This window comes from Kosakonia sp. S42, from assembly GCF_016624785.1.
Classification (GTDB): Bacteria; Pseudomonadota; Gammaproteobacteria; order Enterobacterales; family Enterobacteriaceae; genus Kosakonia; species Kosakonia cowanii.
On the sequence record NZ_JACVTW010000011.1, the window covers coordinates 93,856 to 108,157 of the forward strand.

Here is a 14,302-nt window from a genome sequence, read left to right on the forward strand (position 1 = left end):
TCTCAAGATTTTCGTCCAAAGAGAGGGATGACTGTGACTTCGCCACACAAGACGAACCATCGGCGTGTCACTGGAAGACACTCAACTCAAATCCCTTCAGATCGCCTTTTTCATCCCAGTTCAGCGGCCCTGTTTCGGTTTTAGCCCCGTTGGCTTTTAACGCGTTAATCAGGTCAGCGGCTCGTTTCAGCGCGCCCGGCGCAGCATCTCTCCACTATCCGGTTAATAACCACCGTAGTAGACAAAGACGATATTTTCTTTTTTTAGATGAGCGTTAGGCGCAGAAAAAACTACTTCCCCGACGGTAATACCTTTAAACAAGACCGCGTTGTCATGACCGGCTTTCAATCATTCCCGCGACAAATGCTTGCGCGTGCCTTTTCATGCCTGCTACCCCGTTCGTGATGTTGTGTGAAAATTTTGTTTTTATATGGTTAAAAAGCATTCTGTACTTTTAATGCACAATGCTATTTTTACCAGCGCCTTTAATGGCTTAGCGTGGTTTTTATAGATAAACCATACTAAATACTCTATTTTTCAGGCGATTAAGCAGAGATAATATTCTGTATTCAGCGCGAGATAAACATCTAAAAACGCGGCTTCCAGCATAAAATAACGGCAGTATACGCGGAAGAAAGCGCCATCAGTCAGGTTAAAATCCTGTGTCTTTTTCGATCTCTGATGTTTCCGGCTATACCAGTCGCTGCGCTAAAACTATTCACCTGTTGTATTAAAATTAAAAAAGTCTCCAGCCCCGGCGAGTGAAATTGTTTACACTCACACCCTGTTTCACGTTTTGGACAAACGGTAGATGAAATTAACCATTATCCGGCTGACCAGTTTCAGCGAGCAGGATCAGATTGATTTAGCGAAAATCTGGCCGGAATACTCCCCCGCCTCTCTCGATATTGACGATACGCACAGTATTTATGCCGCGCGGTTTAATGACCGCCTGCTGGCCGCCGTACGTGTGACGCTGCGCGGCACTGAAGGTGCGCTGGATTCGCTGCGTGTACGGGATGTCACTCGCCGTCGCGGCGTCGGGCAATACCTGGTGGAAGAGGTGATGCGCGATAACCCGGCGATGACCAGCTGGTGGATCGCAGATATCGGCGTTGAAGATCGCGCCGTGATGGCCGCCTTTGCACAAGCGCTCGGCTTTACCGCGCAGCAAGATGGCTGGGAAAAGCGCTAAAGATAACGGGCAAGGTAAGCCATGCCTGAGCGCAATTTCATGTCGCAGGAAGTCATTAATCCCCGGAAGCTTACAGGCGTAAGCGACCGGGGCGAATGCAGCCAACGCACCTGCGGCGCGAAAGGCGACTAGCAAATATTCATCACTTCGCGTCGGTCGCGGTACCGTTCGCATGCCAGGTAAAGACGCCGAACTCAAAGCCCTTCAGATCGCCCTTCTCATCCCACGTCAGCGGCCCCATCACGGTTTCAACGGAGTGACCTTTCAGATAGGTGGCGATTTCGGCCGGATCGTCAGACTGGTTCAGGCCCGCAGCCAGCGACTGCAGCGCGGCGTAGGTGGTCCAGACAAACGCGCCGCTCGGATCCTGTTTCTTGCCTTTGATGGCATCCACAATCGGTTTGTTGGCAGGTACCTGATCGTAGTTCTTCGGCTTGGTGACTAACATCCCTTCGGCAGACTCACCGGCGATGTTAGAGAGTGAGACGTTCGCCACGCCTTCCGGTCCCATAAACTGGGTTTTCAGACCGGCCGCACGTGCCTGGCGCAGGATCTGCCCCATTTCCGGGTGGTAACCGCCGTAGTAAACAAAGTCGATATTCTCTTTCTTCAAACGCGCCACCAGCGTGGAGAAATCTTTTTCACCGGCGGTGATGCCGTCAAAGAAGACCACGTTGGCATTGCCTTTTTTCAGGCCATCCTGCACGGCGCGCGCCAGGCCTTCGCCATACTGCTGCTTATCATGAATGATAGCGATGCGTTTCGGCTTCACCTTATCGAGAATGTATTTCGCCGCAGTAGGGCCCTGGTCAGAGTCGAGACCAGTGGTACGCAGCGTCAGTTTATAACCGCGCGCGGTCAGCTCAGGGGCAGTGGCCGCAGGCGTGATCATCAGGATGCCTTCGTCTTCATAAATGTCGGACGCTGGTTGAGTAGAAGAGGAGCAGAGGTGGCCGATAACATATTTGATGCCGTCGTTAACCACTTTGTTGGCTACCGCTACCGCTTGTTTCGGGTCGCAGGCATCGTCATATTTCACCACGACCAGTTTGTCGCCTTTGACGCCGCCTTTTGCGTTGATATCGGCAACAGCCTGCTCAGCACCGGTAAATTCCTGATCGCCATACTGCGCAACCGGACCGGACATCGCACCGACAACGGCAACTTTGATATCTTTGGCGAATGCCACGTTGCTCATTGCTAACGCAATACATCCTGCCAGTAACGCTTTGCCCTTCATTTTCATCCTGAGTTTCCCCATTGTTATGGTTTTTGCAATTGTTGTGTTGTTGTTATCTGGAATATTGCTTCGCTTATTACCCTAAGCAAAGAATATGATATTTGTTATTGTGCAGAATAGTGCCCTGTAAGCAGCATACTCTGCTAAAACATACCCCATTTTATGGAATAAGGAATAGCAATTTTGCAGGTTATGCCGCAGAGCGATGCGAGAACGTGACCAAGCCGCCCATAAGGCGGCTGAATAATGACTACATTAGCGACCGCTGGATAATATCCAGCGCTTTTCGGAACTGCTCATCAGGAATGGTTAGCGGATAGAGGAAGCGGATAACGTTGCCATAGACGCCGCAGCTCAGCAGCAGCAAACCGGCCTGAAGCGCTTTATCCTGCACCTGTTTGGTAAATTCCGGCGACGGCGCGCCGGTTTGCGGGTCCTGAAACTCGACCGCCACCATCGAGCCCTGTGCACGGATATCGGCAATATGCGGGCAGTGCGCTTTCGCATGGGTCAGCACTTCGACCAGATCTTTGCCCAGCTGGTTCGCGCGTTCGCACAGCTTCTCCTCTTCAATCACATCCAGCACCGCATGCGCTGCCGCCACCGCCAGCGGGTTGCCGGCATAGGTTCCGCCCAGGCCGCCAGGCGCAGGAGCATCCATCACTTCGGCACGTCCGGCAACTGCCGAGAGCGGTAAACCGCCCGCCAGGCTTTTCGCCATAGTGATGAGATCGGGTTTGATAGCGTAATGCTCGCTGGCGAAGAGTTTGCCGGTGCGGGCAAAACCGCTCTGCACCTCGTCGATGATCAGCAGAATACCGTGGCTGTCGCCCAGGGCGCGCAGCGCCTGCATAAACTCTGGCGGAGCAATATTAAAGCCCCCTTCGCCCTGCACCGGCTCTAACAGGATCGCGGCAACCTGATCGGGCGCGATATCGGCTTTGAAGAGATGCGTCAGGCTTTGCAGCGCCTGTTCAGTGCTGACGCCGTGCAATTCATTTGGATAGTGGGCGTGATAAACCGAACCGGGAAACGGCCCGAAGCCGATTTTATAAGGCGCAACTTTTCCCGTCAGCGCCATGGTCATAAAGGTGCGACCGTGAAAGCCGCCGCCGAAGGCGATAATGCCCGGACGTTTAGTATAAGCGCGGGCGATTTTCACCGCGTTTTCAACCGCTTCGGCGCCGGTAGAGAAGAAGGCGGTTTTCGCCGGGCCATCAATGGGAACCAGCCCGTTGATGCGCTCGGCAAGCGAGACATAGCTTTCGTAAGGAACGATTTGGTACGCGGTGTGCGTAAAGGCCTGGAGCTGTTTTTCGACTGCGGCCATTACTTTTGGATGTCGATGGCCGGTGTTTAGCACCGCGATCCCGGCGGCAAAATCAATCACCTCGTTGCCTTCCACATCCCACAGCGTGGCGTTTTCTGCTTTCTCGGCGTAGAAGCCGCACATCACGCCAACCCCGCGCGGCGTCGCGGCTACACGCCGCTGATGTAATTCACTATTCTTCACCTTTTTCCCCTCTCTGTGCCAACCCACAGAGTAAGTATATAGCGCCTTCGTTAAGACGACGTTTTAACCAGCGCCGGGAGTGAGAGGAAATTCAGATAATAAAAAACCGGGTGAGCTTTCGCTGACCCGGTCTGTTTGCGGCTGGCGCTTACGCTTCGATAGCGGCGCGCAGTTTTTTCATCGCGTTCTTTTCAAGCTGGCGTACGCGTTCGGCGGAAACGCCGTAACGGTCGGCCAGCTCCTGCAGCGTGGACTTGTTATCTTCGTCCAGCCAGCGGGCGCGGATGATCTGCTGACTACGTTCGTCGAGACCCTGCATCGCATCGGTCAGCTTGTTGGCTGCCTGCTCTTCCCAGTTATCATCTTCAATGCCGTCAGCAAAGTTAGATGTTTTGTCCTGTAAGTAGAGCACCGGTGCCATCGGCTGGCCGTCCTGCGCATCGTCATCGGAAGACATATCAAACGTCATGTCCTGGGCCGCCATACGCGACTCCATTTCACGCACGTCTTTGCTGGTCACACCCAGTTCGCGGGCGACCATTTCGACTTCGTCCTGGTTAAACCAGCCGAGACGCTGTTTAGCCTTACGCAGGTTAAAGAACAGCTTACGCTGTGCTTTGGTGGTCGCGACTTTCACGATACGCCAGTTGCGCAGCACATACTCGTGGATCTCAGCTTTGATCCAGTGCACGGCGAAAGAGACCAGACGCACACCGACTTCAGGGTTGAAGCGGCGTACCGCTTTCATCAGGCCGATATTTCCTTCCTGGATCAGATCCGCCTGCGGCAGACCATAGCCCGAGTAATTACGAGCAATATGAACAACAAAGCGCAGGTGAGACAGGATCAGCTTTTTCGCTGCTTCCAGATCGCCCTGGTAATGCAGCTTTTCAGCCAGCGCCCGCTCTTCATCAGCCGTCAACATCGGCCATGCGTTAGCGGCCCGGACGTAAGATTCCAGGTTGCCAACAGGGGCTAAAGCTAAAGTTTGCATTTCTTTGGTCATTCAAATCCTCTCAATTCACTATCAACTGGCGGCGGTCTGTCCCCATCAGGCAACAAACATGCCAGCATTTTTGAGCAACGAGAATAGCATTCACTTTTTTATCAGACAGTGATTTTATCCACAAGTTCCTTGTAGGCGTGTGAATAAATTACGCACATATTGTGACATCCGGATGAACAGCCGATGCGGGGAACAGCAAGATAGTTGGATACGCTCTCCCTGCAACGGTATTCGTCATTGCAGGGGAGGAGTATACCAGAGAATCGTTAGTCCGGAGTAAAGTGACGTAAATGTTGCACCGTCGCCAGCCAGGCAGCAATCCAGCCAATCATCGAGCAGACCAGCAATAGCAGCAAACATTCATCGAAAGATAAGCCACTTAACTCAAACTGCGTGCCGAAGACCTTCGCCACATCCGTCACCGCCGACGAGAGTCGCATCACCAAAATTTCAGACAAAATGAGTGATAAAAACGCGCCGGAGAAGCCAAGCAACGCGCCGCCATAAAGGAACGGACGCAGAATAAATCCATCGGTTGCGCCAATCAACTTCTGCACATTAATAGTGTCACGGCGGGCAAAGATGCTGAGACGCACGCTGTTGCCGATCACCAGGAAGACGGCAGCGATCATCAACACGCCAATCATGGCCGAAACGCGCCCGACCAGCCCGGTCAGCGCCGACAGACGCGCAAACCAGCTATCGTCCATACGCACTTCGTCAATGCCCTGCACGCGCGTAATGCGATCGCGAAGCGTATTCAGCGCCTCGGTGCTCTGGAAATCGATTTTCGGCACCACCACCGCCACTGCCGGCAGCGGGTTCTCTTCCAGCATATCTAACGCGCCGCCAAAGCCAGACCAGTTACGAAACTCGCCAAGCGCATCTTCGCGGGAGAGATAGTTCACCTTCTCAACGCCCGGTTCGGACTGAAGCTGCCCGACCACCTGCTGCGCGGCGTTATCATCCAGCGCTTTATCGAAGTAGACGGTGATTTGCGGCGAAGGATAGTACTGCGACGCCGCATGGCTGACGTTTTTGTAGACCATATAGCAGACGCTCGGCAGCGTCAGCGAGATGGCAATCACCATCACTGTCAGGAACGTTGCCAGCGGTTTACTCTTCAGATCCTGCAGCGCACCGTGCCAGGCGTAGCGCATCTGCTCGTTGAAGACATTGGTTTTACGCGAAGTCGGTCGGGGGGCCTGCTTGCTGCGTCTCGGCGCGCTGCGGCTCCCTTCGCCCGCCGACGAGGCAGATTTGCGAAAACGGTCAAGCTTGCTGCCGAATTGCCGAATATGATTGATTGCGTCGCGCTTATTCACCCGCCAGGCCTCCATGCAAATGGCCGTCGCTCAGGCTCAGCATGCGGTACGAACGCCGGGAAATGAGCCCCATGTCGTGCGTCGCCATCAGTACCGTCACCCCAACGCGGTTAAACTCTTCAAACAGACGTAAAATCCCTTCAGACAGAGCTTCATCCAGGTTCCCGGTCGGTTCATCCGCCAGCAGTACGGCAGGTTTATTCACCACCGCGCGGGCGATGCCCACACGCTGCTGTTCACCGCCGGAGAGCTGGATCGGGAAGCTTTTCGCTTTGTCGAGCAGCCCGACTTTATCCAGCGCCGCCGACACGCGACGGCGAATATCATCCCCGCTTGCACCGGCGATAATCAGCGGGATCGCGACGTTATCAAACACCGTGCGATCCATCAGCAGATGGTGATCCTGGAAAATCATGCCGATCTGGCGGCGCAAAAACGGCACTTCGCGGCTTTTCAGCCGGGAAATATCGTGGCCGCTGAAGAAGATTTTCCCGGCGCTTGGCCGTTCAATCCCGCAGATCAGCTTCAGCAGGGTACTTTTCCCCGCGCCGGAGTGCCCGGTCAGAAACGCCATCTCGCCCTGCTGCAGGTGAAAAGTCACCCCCTGCAGCGCTTGTCTCCCACCGAGATAGGCTTTGCTGACATGTTCAAAGCGAATCATTGTTAATCCTCTCGGGCAAAAAGCGCCTCAATAAAATCGCCCGCATTAAACGGACGCAAATCTTCAATACGTTCGCCAACACCGATATAGCGAATTGGGATACCGAACTGATCCGCGACCGAGAAGATCACCCCGCCTTTCGCGGTGCCGTCAAGCTTGGTCAGCGTGATACCGGTTAAACCGACCGCTTCGTGGAACAGTTTGGCCTGGCTTACCGCATTTTGCCCGGTGCTGGCATCAATCGTGAGCATCACTTCGTGCGGCGCGTTTTCATCAAGCTTCTTCATCACGCGCACAATCTTTTTCAGCTCTTCCATCAGGTGCGATTTATTCTGCAGACGGCCGGCGGTATCCGCAATCAGCACATCGACATTACGCGCCTTCGCTGCCTGTATAGCATCAAAGATAACCGAAGCGGAATCCGCGCCGGTATGCTGGGCAATCACCGGAATATCATTGCGCTGGCCCCACACCTGCAACTGTTCAACCGCCGCTGCGCGGAAGGTATCGCCCGCCGCCAGCATCACCGATTTACCCTGCTGCTCAAACTGGCGCGCCAGCTTGCCGATGGTGGTGGTTTTACCGACGCCGTTAACGCCGACCATCAGAATAACGAACGGCGTTTTGCCTTCGACATTCAGCGGCTCGTCCACCTTCGCGAGGATCTCGCTCATCTCCTCTTTCAGCAGGCCATACAGCGCTTCCGCGTCGCGCAACTGCTTGCGGCTGGCCCCTTCCGTCAGGTTAGTGATGATTTTCCGCGTGGTCTCAACGCCGACATCGGCAATCAACAGCTGCTCTTCCAGCTCTTCGAAGAGATCATCATCGATTTTTTTACCGCGGAACAGACTGATAAATCCGGAACCGAGATTCTCTTTAGTTTTCAGCAGGCTGCGCTTCAAACGCGCGAAGAAACCCTCTTTGGTTGGCTTCTCCTGCTCCTGAACCGGCTCGTCGACCGGCACAACCATCACCGCTTCTTCCGCCGCTTCGGCCGCCAGCGCATCCAGCTCTTCCTCGCTCGGCAGCGTCTCGTCTTCTATCTCTTCAACTTCTGGCTCGTCGACTTCAACGTCCGCCGTAACCAGCGGCTCGGCTTCGGCCTGCCACTCTTCGGCGTCAATGCTCTGTTCGCTAAGCTCTTCCGGCAGCGGCAGCGCTTCATGCTCAACGGCGGCAACAGGTGCTACTTCGATAATCTCTTCGACGGGTTCTTCAACCGCCGCTTCTTCTATAATCTGTTCTTCGGCAACCGGTTCCTCAGCAACGATCTCTTCAGCGACCGGCTGCGGTGCCTCTTCATGCACCAGCTGCTCGCTAACCTCGACAACCTCTTCGGCGAACTTTTCACTGACGGCGGCAGGCTCGGCAATCGGCGTCTCTTCTACCGGTTGTTCTGCCGTTTTCTGCTCTTCAGCTTGCGCCTCATCGGCCCGCTCTTTCTGCCCAAAACCCAGCCAGGAAAAAAAGCCACGTTTCTTTTCATTTGCCATTGGCGACTACACTCCTCGCTGTTGATTCTATAGCGCAGCCTGTCTGCTCGACCAGGACTGAAATCATTGGTGAATTAGTCGAATAGTCTAACACTTTCCTTATCTCTCATCACGGCCTGAGGATTAGGGTTTAACGCAATTCATCCGCCCGCTAGAATAGCAGGCCGAAATGATGAGCAAAGCGAAGACCATGAAGAAACCCAACCGTGCCGCCAGCGGACAAATTCGTATTATTGGCGGGCAGTGGCGGGGCCGTAAATTACCGGTTCCCGACAGCCCAGGCCTGCGCCCGACCACCGATCGCGTGCGCGAAACCCTCTTTAACTGGCTGGCACCGTCAATGGTTGACGCCCGCTGTCTCGACTGCTTCGCGGGCAGCGGCGCGCTCGGGCTGGAAGCGCTCTCCCGCTACGCCGCCAGCGCGACGTTAGTTGAGATGGAGCGCAGCGTCGCCCAGCAGCTCCAGCAAAACCTCGCTACGCTTAAAGCCACCAACGCGAAAGTCGTTAACAGCAACACGCTGAACTTTTTAGCCGCAGCGGGCACCCCGCACACCATCGTGTTTATCGATCCACCGTTTCGCAAAGGGATGCTGGACGACACCGTGCGTTTGCTGGAGAACAACGGCTGGCTGGCGGATGACGCGCTCATTTATATCGAGAGCGAAGTGGAAAATGGTTTACCGTCAGTGCCTGCGCACTGGCATTTACACCGGGAAAAAGTCGCGGGCCAGGTGGCTTACCGTTTGTATCACCGCGAAGCACAAGGAGAGAAGCATGCCGTTGCTGATTAATCTGGGCCGTCTGATGATGCTCTGCATCTGGGCCTTTCTGATCTTCAATCTGATCCACCCCTTTCCGCGCCCGTTGAATATTTTCGTCAACGTCGCGCTGGTTTTTACCTTCTTTATGCATGCCTTGCAGGCGACGATGATGAAAACCGCGCTGCCGAAAGAGGGGCCGCAAATGACCAAAGTCGAGCAGCTGCGCATTTTTCTTTTCGGCGTCTTTGAACTGCTGGTCTGGCAGAAGAAGCTGAAAGCAAAGAGATAACTCTGTCAGATTAAGCGGAATTGCAGGGCATTGGGGGAAGTTCGCATTGTCATCCCCCTTTTTACGCCACTACACTTGAGGGGAGAGTTTTACGCAACAATAACAGTTACAGGGACTTAATTATGCTGTGGTCATTTATTGCTGTCTGCTTTTCCGGCTGGTTATACGTCGACGCTTCCTATCGTGGCCCGGTGTGGCAACGCTGGGTGTTCAAACCCGTAACCCTTCTGCTGTTACTCCTGCTCGCCTGGCAAGCGCCCATGTTCGACGCCATCAGCTATCTGGTGCTGGCAGGTCTGTGCGCCTCGCTGGTGGGCGATGCCCTGACGCTGCTGCCGCGCCAAAAGTTACTTTACGCCATCGGCGCTTTCTTCCTGGCCCATCTGCTCTATACCATCTACTTCGCCAGCCAGATGACGCTCACCTTCTTCTGGCCGCTGCCGCTGGTGCTGCTGGTGATTGGTGCCCTGCTGCTGGCGGTGATCTGGACGCGTCTTGAAGAGCTGCGCATGGCCGTCTCCACCTTTGTCGCCATGACGCTGGTAATGGTGTGGCTGGCCGGTGAGCTGTGGTTCTTCCGTCCGACCAGCCAGGCGCTGTCGGCATTTATCGGCGCGTCGCTGCTGCTTATCGGCAATATTGTCTGGCTCGGCAGCCACTACCGTAAACGCTTTAGCGCGGATAACGCCATCTCCTCTGCCTGCTACTTCGCAGGCCACTTCCTGATCGTTCGTTCGCTCTATATCTAAAGCGCTTGACTCTGGAGTCGACTCCAGAGTGTATCCTCCGGTTAATGAGAAAATTATCATTCACCGGAGGATGCGATGGCTGCTCCCGAACTCAAGAAAACGCCGCACTTTGCCGCGCTCAAACTGCGTCCCGTTAGTGAAAGCAATGCCCCCTGTTGCAGCGATACAAGCTGTGAAACTCGTTCCGCGCCGGAAATAAACGCCGCAGGCGATCGCTTTAGCTGGCAAGTGAGCGGCATGGATTGCGCCGCCTGCGCCCGTAAAGTGGAAAACGCGGTGCGCCAGATCGAGGGCATCACCCAGGTGCAGGTCGCCTTTGCCACCGAAAAGCTGATTGTCATCGCGCAGAGTGATGTGCGCGAGCGCGTCGAAAAAGCCGTTCAAAACGCGGGCTACCAGCTTCGCAGCGAAAACAGTGCTCCCGCGCCTGCGCCTTCATCCCTGCGCGAAAACCTGCCGCTGATCCTGCTCATCGTCATGATGGCGCTAAGCTGGGGGCTGGAGCAGTTCAATCACCCCTTCGGCCAGGCAGCCTTTATTCTCACCACGCTGGTCGGTTTGTGGCCGATTGCCCGCCAGGCCGTGCGCCTGATGAGAAGCGGCAGCTGGTTCGCCATTGAAACGTTGATGAGCGTGGCGGCGATTGGCGCGCTGTTTATCGGCGCGACCGCCGAAGCGGCGATGGTGCTACTGCTGTTTTTAATTGGCGAACGGCTTGAAGGCTGGGCCGCCAGCCGCGCGCGCAAAGGCGTAAGCGCACTGATGGCGTTAAAACCCGACAGCGCCATTCGCGTGCGTAACGGCGTGCGTGAAACCATCCCAGCCAGCCAGCTGCAACCCGGCGATACTATTGAAGTCCCGGCGGGCGGGCGCTTACCGGCAGATGGCCGCCTTATCTCGCCGTTCGCCAGTTTTGATGAGAGTGCCTTAACCGGCGAGTCACTGCCCGTCGAGCGCAGCGCGGGCGAAAGCGTACCCGCAGGCGCTACCAGCGTCGATCGGCTGATTACCCTCGAAGTCATGTCAAAAGCGGGCGAAAGCGCCATCGACCGCATCCTGAAACTGATTGAAGAGGCGGAAGAGCGCCGCGCGCCCATTGAGCGCTTTACCGATCGCTTCAGCCGTATTTATACGCCGACAATTATGGCCGTGGCGCTTCTGGTGGCGGTGGTTCCCCCCCTGCTCTTTTCCGCTCCGTGGCTGGAGTGGGTCTACAAAGGGCTGGCGCTGCTGCTGATTGGCTGCCCCTGCGCGCTGGTAATCTCTACTCCCGCGGCCATCACCTCCGGGCTGGCAGCCGCCGCACGTCGCGGGGCGCTGATCAAAGGGGGCGCGGCGCTGGAGCAGCTCGGCACTCTGCGTCAGGTGGCGTTTGATAAGACCGGTACCCTGACCCTCGGCAAACCGCAGCTGGTCGCCATTCAGGCATTTCCGGCTACAGAGGAGCAGGAGCTGCTGGCGCTCAGCGCCGGGGTTGAGCAGGGCTCGACGCACCCGCTGGCGCTGGCGATTGTGCAGGAGGCGCAGCGTCGTGGCATCGCTATTCCGCAGGCCGACGGGCAGCGCGCGCTGGCCGGGAAGGGTATTGAAGCGCGTATCGGCGCGCATGACATTCACATCTGCGCACCGGAAAAGGTGCCAGCGGGCCTGCTTAATGACGCCGGGCGTAAGCAGATTGAGCAGCAGGAAGCACAAGGGCAAACGGTGGTAGTGGTTCTGCGCGATAACGCCGTAATCGGTACGCTGGCGCTACAGGACACCCTGCGCGACGATGCAAAAGCCGCGGTGGCGGAACTGCATGCCCTTGGCATCACGGGGGTGATCCTCACCGGCGATAACCCGCGGGCAGCGGCAGCGATTGCCGGAGAACTGGGGCTGGAGTTTCGCGCCGGACTGTTGCCGGAGGATAAAGTTAACGCCGTGCGCGCGCTAAATGAAGAGGCTCCGCTGGCGATGGTCGGCGACGGCATCAACGACGCCCCGGCGATGAAGGCGGCAACAATTGGTATTGCGATGGGCAGCGGTACCGATGTCGCGCTGGAGAGCGCCGATGCGGCGTTAACCCATAACCGGCTCTCCGGACTTGGGCAGATGATCCGCCTGGCGCGCGCCACGCACCGTAATATTCGTCAGAACATCGCCATTGCGCTGGGGCTGAAGGGGATCTTCCTGGTCACCACGCTTTTGGGGATCACCGGATTATGGCTGGCGGTGCTGGCGGATACCGGCGCAACGGTACTGGTGACATCCAACGCGCTGCGCCTGTTACGTCGCAAAGATTAGTGGCTTTTACGCACTAAATAGCGGTAAGGCAGCGTGTCGGTTTGATCGGCAACCAGCTCATGTTCCATAAAACGGCAGAAGCCAGGAATATCGCGGGTGGTTGCCGGATCGTCGGCGATAATCAGTACAGTTTCGCCAACTTGCATGTTACGCACGGTTTTGCGCACCATCATTACCGGCTCCGGACAGCGCAGGCCAAGGGCATCAAGAGTGTGGTCGGCGGTAGAAAACGGATCGCTCATCTTCATCTCACAAGTGAAAAAACCGCCCTAGTTTACGCTGCCATTTTCAGGGCGCAAGGGAGGTTAACGATTGCGTTAAAATTAGCCGTTGCATCGCGCGATGATTGCAGTATCATGCGGCGGCTTCTGCCTGGCAGAGCATAAATTGAACTGGGTTCCCTCACCCCATTTACCAAAAAGGTCACAATATGACGCACTTTTCCAACGCACAGCGCATGAAGGCGCTGGTCTGGCTATCGCTTTTCCACCTGCTGGTGATTATCTCCAGTAACTATCTGGTGCAGCTCCCGGTCGCCATTTTCGGCTTCCACACCACCTGGGGTGCATTCAGTTTTCCGTTTATCTTTCTGGCAACGGATCTCACCGTGCGCATCTTCGGCGCGCCTTTAGCACGGCGGATTATTTTTGCCGTGATGGTGCCCGCCCTGCTCGCCTCTTACGTTATCTCATCGCTCTTTTATATGGGCAGTTGGCAAGGTTTCGGCGCGCTCGCCCACTTTAACCTGTTTGTGGCGCGTATCGCCGCCGCCAGCTTTATGGCTTATGCGCTGGGGCAGATCCTTGATGTACACGTCTTTAACCGCCTGCGCCAAAGCCGCCGCTGGTGGCTTGCGCCAACGGCCTCGACCATTTTTGGTAACGCCAGCGATACGGTGGCCTTCTTCTTTATCGCCTTCTGGCGCAGCCCGGATCCCTTTATGGCGCAGCACTGGACCGAAATCGCGCTGGTGGATTACAGCTTCAAGGTGCTTATCAGCATCGCCTTCTTCCTGCCGATGTATGGTGTGCTGTTGAATATATTGCTGAAAAGACTGGCAGACAAATCTGAAATCTCGGCATTACAGGCGGGTTAAAGGTACGACTTATCAGTTGTGATAATATGGAACAACAAGCCATTATGGCTGTTTATTGAAAGGATGAAGTCAATGCGCAATCTGGTGAAATATGTCGGTATTGGCCTGCTGGTGATGGGACTGGCTGCCTGTGATAACAGCGACAGCAAGAAGCCCGTACAGGGTGCCGCCGCAGAGAGTAACGCCTCCGGCCAGCCGGTGACCCTGCTCGACGGTAAACTCAGCTTCTCGCTGCCTGCGGATATGACCGATCAGAGCGGCAAGCTCGGCACGCAATCCAACAACATGCACGTCTACTCTGACGCCACCGGCCAGAAAGCGGTGATTGTGATTGTTGGTGATAACACGCAGGAAGATCTGAGCGTGCTGGCAAAACGTCTGGAAGATCAGCAGCGCAGCCGCGACCCGCAGTTGCAGGTTGTGACCAACCGTTCGATTGAGCTGAAAGGGCAGACTTTGCAGCAGCTCGACAGCGTGATCTCTGCCAAAGGCCAGACCGCATGGTCCTCCGTGGTGCTGGGGAAAATTGATAACCACCTGGTTACCCTTCAGGTGACGCTGCCAGCGGAAAATCAGCAGCAGGCGCAGACCGCTGCCGAGAACATTATCAACACCATCGTGGTGAAATAACGCCGCAACAATCGAAAAGAGAAAGGGAACCTGCGGGTTCCCTTTTTTATGCCAGGCCA

The 14,302-nt window shown here is 55.8% G+C and carries 14 protein-coding genes and 1 pseudogene; 7 read left to right on the plus strand and 8 right to left on the minus strand.

Going from position 1 to position 14,302, the window contains the following annotated elements:
* Positions 1 to 67 precede the first annotated feature (67 nt).
* Positions 68 to 348, minus strand: a pseudogene (locus tag IAE50_RS26010) (hypothetical protein); the annotation flags it as partial.
* Between the two features lie 463 nt (positions 349 to 811).
* On the opposite strand from IAE50_RS26010, the gene panM reads away from it, so the two are divergent.
* Positions 812 to 1,195 carry an aspartate 1-decarboxylase autocleavage activator PanM gene (gene panM / locus IAE50_RS14500; RefSeq protein ID WP_200580551.1) on the plus strand — a complete coding sequence of 128 codons (384 nt, stop codon included), beginning with the start codon at positions 812 to 814 and terminating at the stop codon, positions 1,193 to 1,195.
* A gap of 142 nt (positions 1,196 to 1,337) precedes the next feature.
* Here panM and IAE50_RS14505 read toward each other — a convergent pair whose 3' ends face one another.
* The 6 genes from IAE50_RS14505 to ftsY form a co-directional block, all read right to left on the minus strand.
* The gene (locus IAE50_RS14505) at positions 1,338 to 2,441 is read right to left on the minus strand and encodes a branched-chain amino acid ABC transporter substrate-binding protein (RefSeq protein ID WP_139569052.1); all 1,104 of its coding nucleotides are present in this window, start codon (positions 2,439 to 2,441) and stop codon (positions 1,338 to 1,340) included.
* Positions 2,442 to 2,685: 244 nt separating this feature from the next.
* Entirely contained in the window at positions 2,686 to 3,948 is a 1,263-nt protein-coding gene (locus tag IAE50_RS14510) for a 4-aminobutyrate--2-oxoglutarate transaminase (protein WP_200580552.1), read from the minus strand.
* Positions 3,949 to 4,096: 148 nt separating this feature from the next.
* Positions 4,097 to 4,954, minus strand: a complete 858-nt coding sequence (gene rpoH / locus IAE50_RS14515; protein WP_023482062.1) for an RNA polymerase sigma factor RpoH — start codon at positions 4,952 to 4,954, stop codon at positions 4,097 to 4,099.
* 266 nt (positions 4,955 to 5,220) lie between these two features.
* Positions 5,221 to 6,279, minus strand: a complete 1,059-nt coding sequence (gene ftsX / locus IAE50_RS14520) for a permease-like cell division protein FtsX (RefSeq protein ID WP_200580553.1) — start codon at positions 6,277 to 6,279, stop codon at positions 5,221 to 5,223.
* On the minus strand, positions 6,272 to 6,940 hold the full coding sequence (gene ftsE, locus IAE50_RS14525) for a cell division ATP-binding protein FtsE (protein WP_023482101.1): 669 nt from the start codon (positions 6,938 to 6,940) through the stop codon (positions 6,272 to 6,274). The genes ftsX and ftsE overlap by 8 nt, the downstream gene beginning before the upstream one ends.
* Positions 6,941 to 6,942: 2 nt before the next feature.
* Complete coding sequence (gene ftsY, locus IAE50_RS14530; protein WP_200580554.1) at positions 6,943 to 8,433, minus strand: signal recognition particle-docking protein FtsY; 1,491 nt, start codon at positions 8,431 to 8,433, stop codon at positions 6,943 to 6,945.
* A 190-nt stretch (positions 8,434 to 8,623) separates the two neighbouring features.
* On the opposite strand from ftsY, the gene rsmD reads away from it, so the two are divergent.
* The 4 genes from rsmD to zntA all read left to right on the plus strand — a co-directional run bounded on the left by rsmD (position 8,624) and on the right by zntA (position 12,517).
* Positions 8,624 to 9,226 (plus strand): 16S rRNA (guanine(966)-N(2))-methyltransferase, encoded by a 603-nt coding sequence (rsmD, locus tag IAE50_RS14535; protein WP_094423010.1) that lies wholly within the window; start codon positions 8,624 to 8,626, stop codon positions 9,224 to 9,226.
* Positions 9,216 to 9,485, plus strand: coding sequence for a DUF1145 family protein (locus IAE50_RS14540; RefSeq protein WP_223284346.1), 270 nt, complete (start codon positions 9,216 to 9,218; stop codon positions 9,483 to 9,485). Before rsmD ends, IAE50_RS14540 begins: the two co-directional genes overlap by 11 nt.
* 122 nt (positions 9,486 to 9,607) lie before the next feature.
* The gene (locus IAE50_RS14545) at positions 9,608 to 10,234 is read left to right on the plus strand and encodes a lysoplasmalogenase (RefSeq protein WP_023482129.1); all 627 of its coding nucleotides are present in this window, start codon (positions 9,608 to 9,610) and stop codon (positions 10,232 to 10,234) included.
* Between the two features lie 75 nt (positions 10,235 to 10,309).
* Positions 10,310 to 12,517: a Zn(II)/Cd(II)/Pb(II) translocating P-type ATPase ZntA gene (gene zntA / locus IAE50_RS14550; RefSeq protein WP_200580555.1), complete on the plus strand. Its 2,208-nt coding sequence runs from the start codon at positions 10,310 to 10,312 to the stop codon at positions 12,515 to 12,517.
* On the opposite strand, the gene tusA is transcribed toward zntA, so the two are convergent.
* A complete protein-coding gene (tusA, locus tag IAE50_RS14555; protein WP_042713262.1) occupies positions 12,514 to 12,759 on the minus strand; it encodes a sulfurtransferase TusA in 246 nt (81 codons plus the stop codon). The two genes, zntA and tusA, sit on opposite strands and share 4 nt — an antisense overlap.
* Before the next feature lie 188 nt (positions 12,760 to 12,947).
* Here tusA and IAE50_RS14560 point away from each other — a divergent pair, with 188 nt between their 5' ends.
* Together IAE50_RS14560 and IAE50_RS14565 are read left to right on the plus strand one after the other, a co-directional pair.
* The gene (locus tag IAE50_RS14560; protein WP_200580556.1) at positions 12,948 to 13,613 is read left to right on the plus strand and encodes a 7-cyano-7-deazaguanine/7-aminomethyl-7-deazaguanine transporter; all 666 of its coding nucleotides are present in this window, start codon (positions 12,948 to 12,950) and stop codon (positions 13,611 to 13,613) included.
* 72 nt (positions 13,614 to 13,685) lie between these two features.
* Complete coding sequence (locus IAE50_RS14565) at positions 13,686 to 14,243, plus strand: DcrB family lipoprotein (protein WP_200580557.1); 558 nt, start codon at positions 13,686 to 13,688, stop codon at positions 14,241 to 14,243.
* The last annotated feature ends 59 nt before the right edge of the window (positions 14,244 to 14,302 follow it).

Excerpts from the sequence above, each read along its gene's own strand:
- IAE50_RS14565 (WP_200580557.1), top strand. The coding sequence starts at position 13,686 with ATGCGCAATCTGGTGAAATATGTCGGTATTGGCCTGCTGGTGATGGGA.
- IAE50_RS14545 (WP_023482129.1), top strand. The coding sequence starts at position 9,608 with ATGCTGTGGTCATTTATTGCTGTCTGCTTTTCCGGCTGGTTATACGTC.
- IAE50_RS14560 (WP_200580556.1), top strand. The coding sequence starts at position 12,948 with ATGACGCACTTTTCCAACGCACAGCGCATGAAGGCGCTGGTCTGGCTA.
- ftsY (WP_200580554.1), bottom strand. The coding sequence starts at position 8,433 with ATGGCAAATGAAAAGAAACGTGGCTTTTTTTCCTGGCTGGGTTTTGGG.
- panM (WP_200580551.1), top strand. The coding sequence starts at position 812 with ATGAAATTAACCATTATCCGGCTGACCAGTTTCAGCGAGCAGGATCAG.
- tusA (WP_042713262.1), bottom strand. The coding sequence starts at position 12,759 with ATGAGCGATCCGTTTTCTACCGCCGACCACACTCTTGATGCCCTTGGC.
- rsmD (WP_094423010.1), top strand. The coding sequence starts at position 8,624 with ATGAAGAAACCCAACCGTGCCGCCAGCGGACAAATTCGTATTATTGGC.
- zntA (WP_200580555.1), top strand. The coding sequence starts at position 10,310 with ATGGCTGCTCCCGAACTCAAGAAAACGCCGCACTTTGCCGCGCTCAAA.
- ftsE (WP_023482101.1), bottom strand. The coding sequence starts at position 6,940 with ATGATTCGCTTTGAACATGTCAGCAAAGCCTATCTCGGTGGGAGACAA.
- IAE50_RS14505 (WP_139569052.1), bottom strand. The coding sequence starts at position 2,441 with ATGAAAATGAAGGGCAAAGCGTTACTGGCAGGATGTATTGCGTTAGCA.
- rpoH (WP_023482062.1), bottom strand. The coding sequence starts at position 4,954 with ATGACCAAAGAAATGCAAACTTTAGCTTTAGCCCCTGTTGGCAACCTG.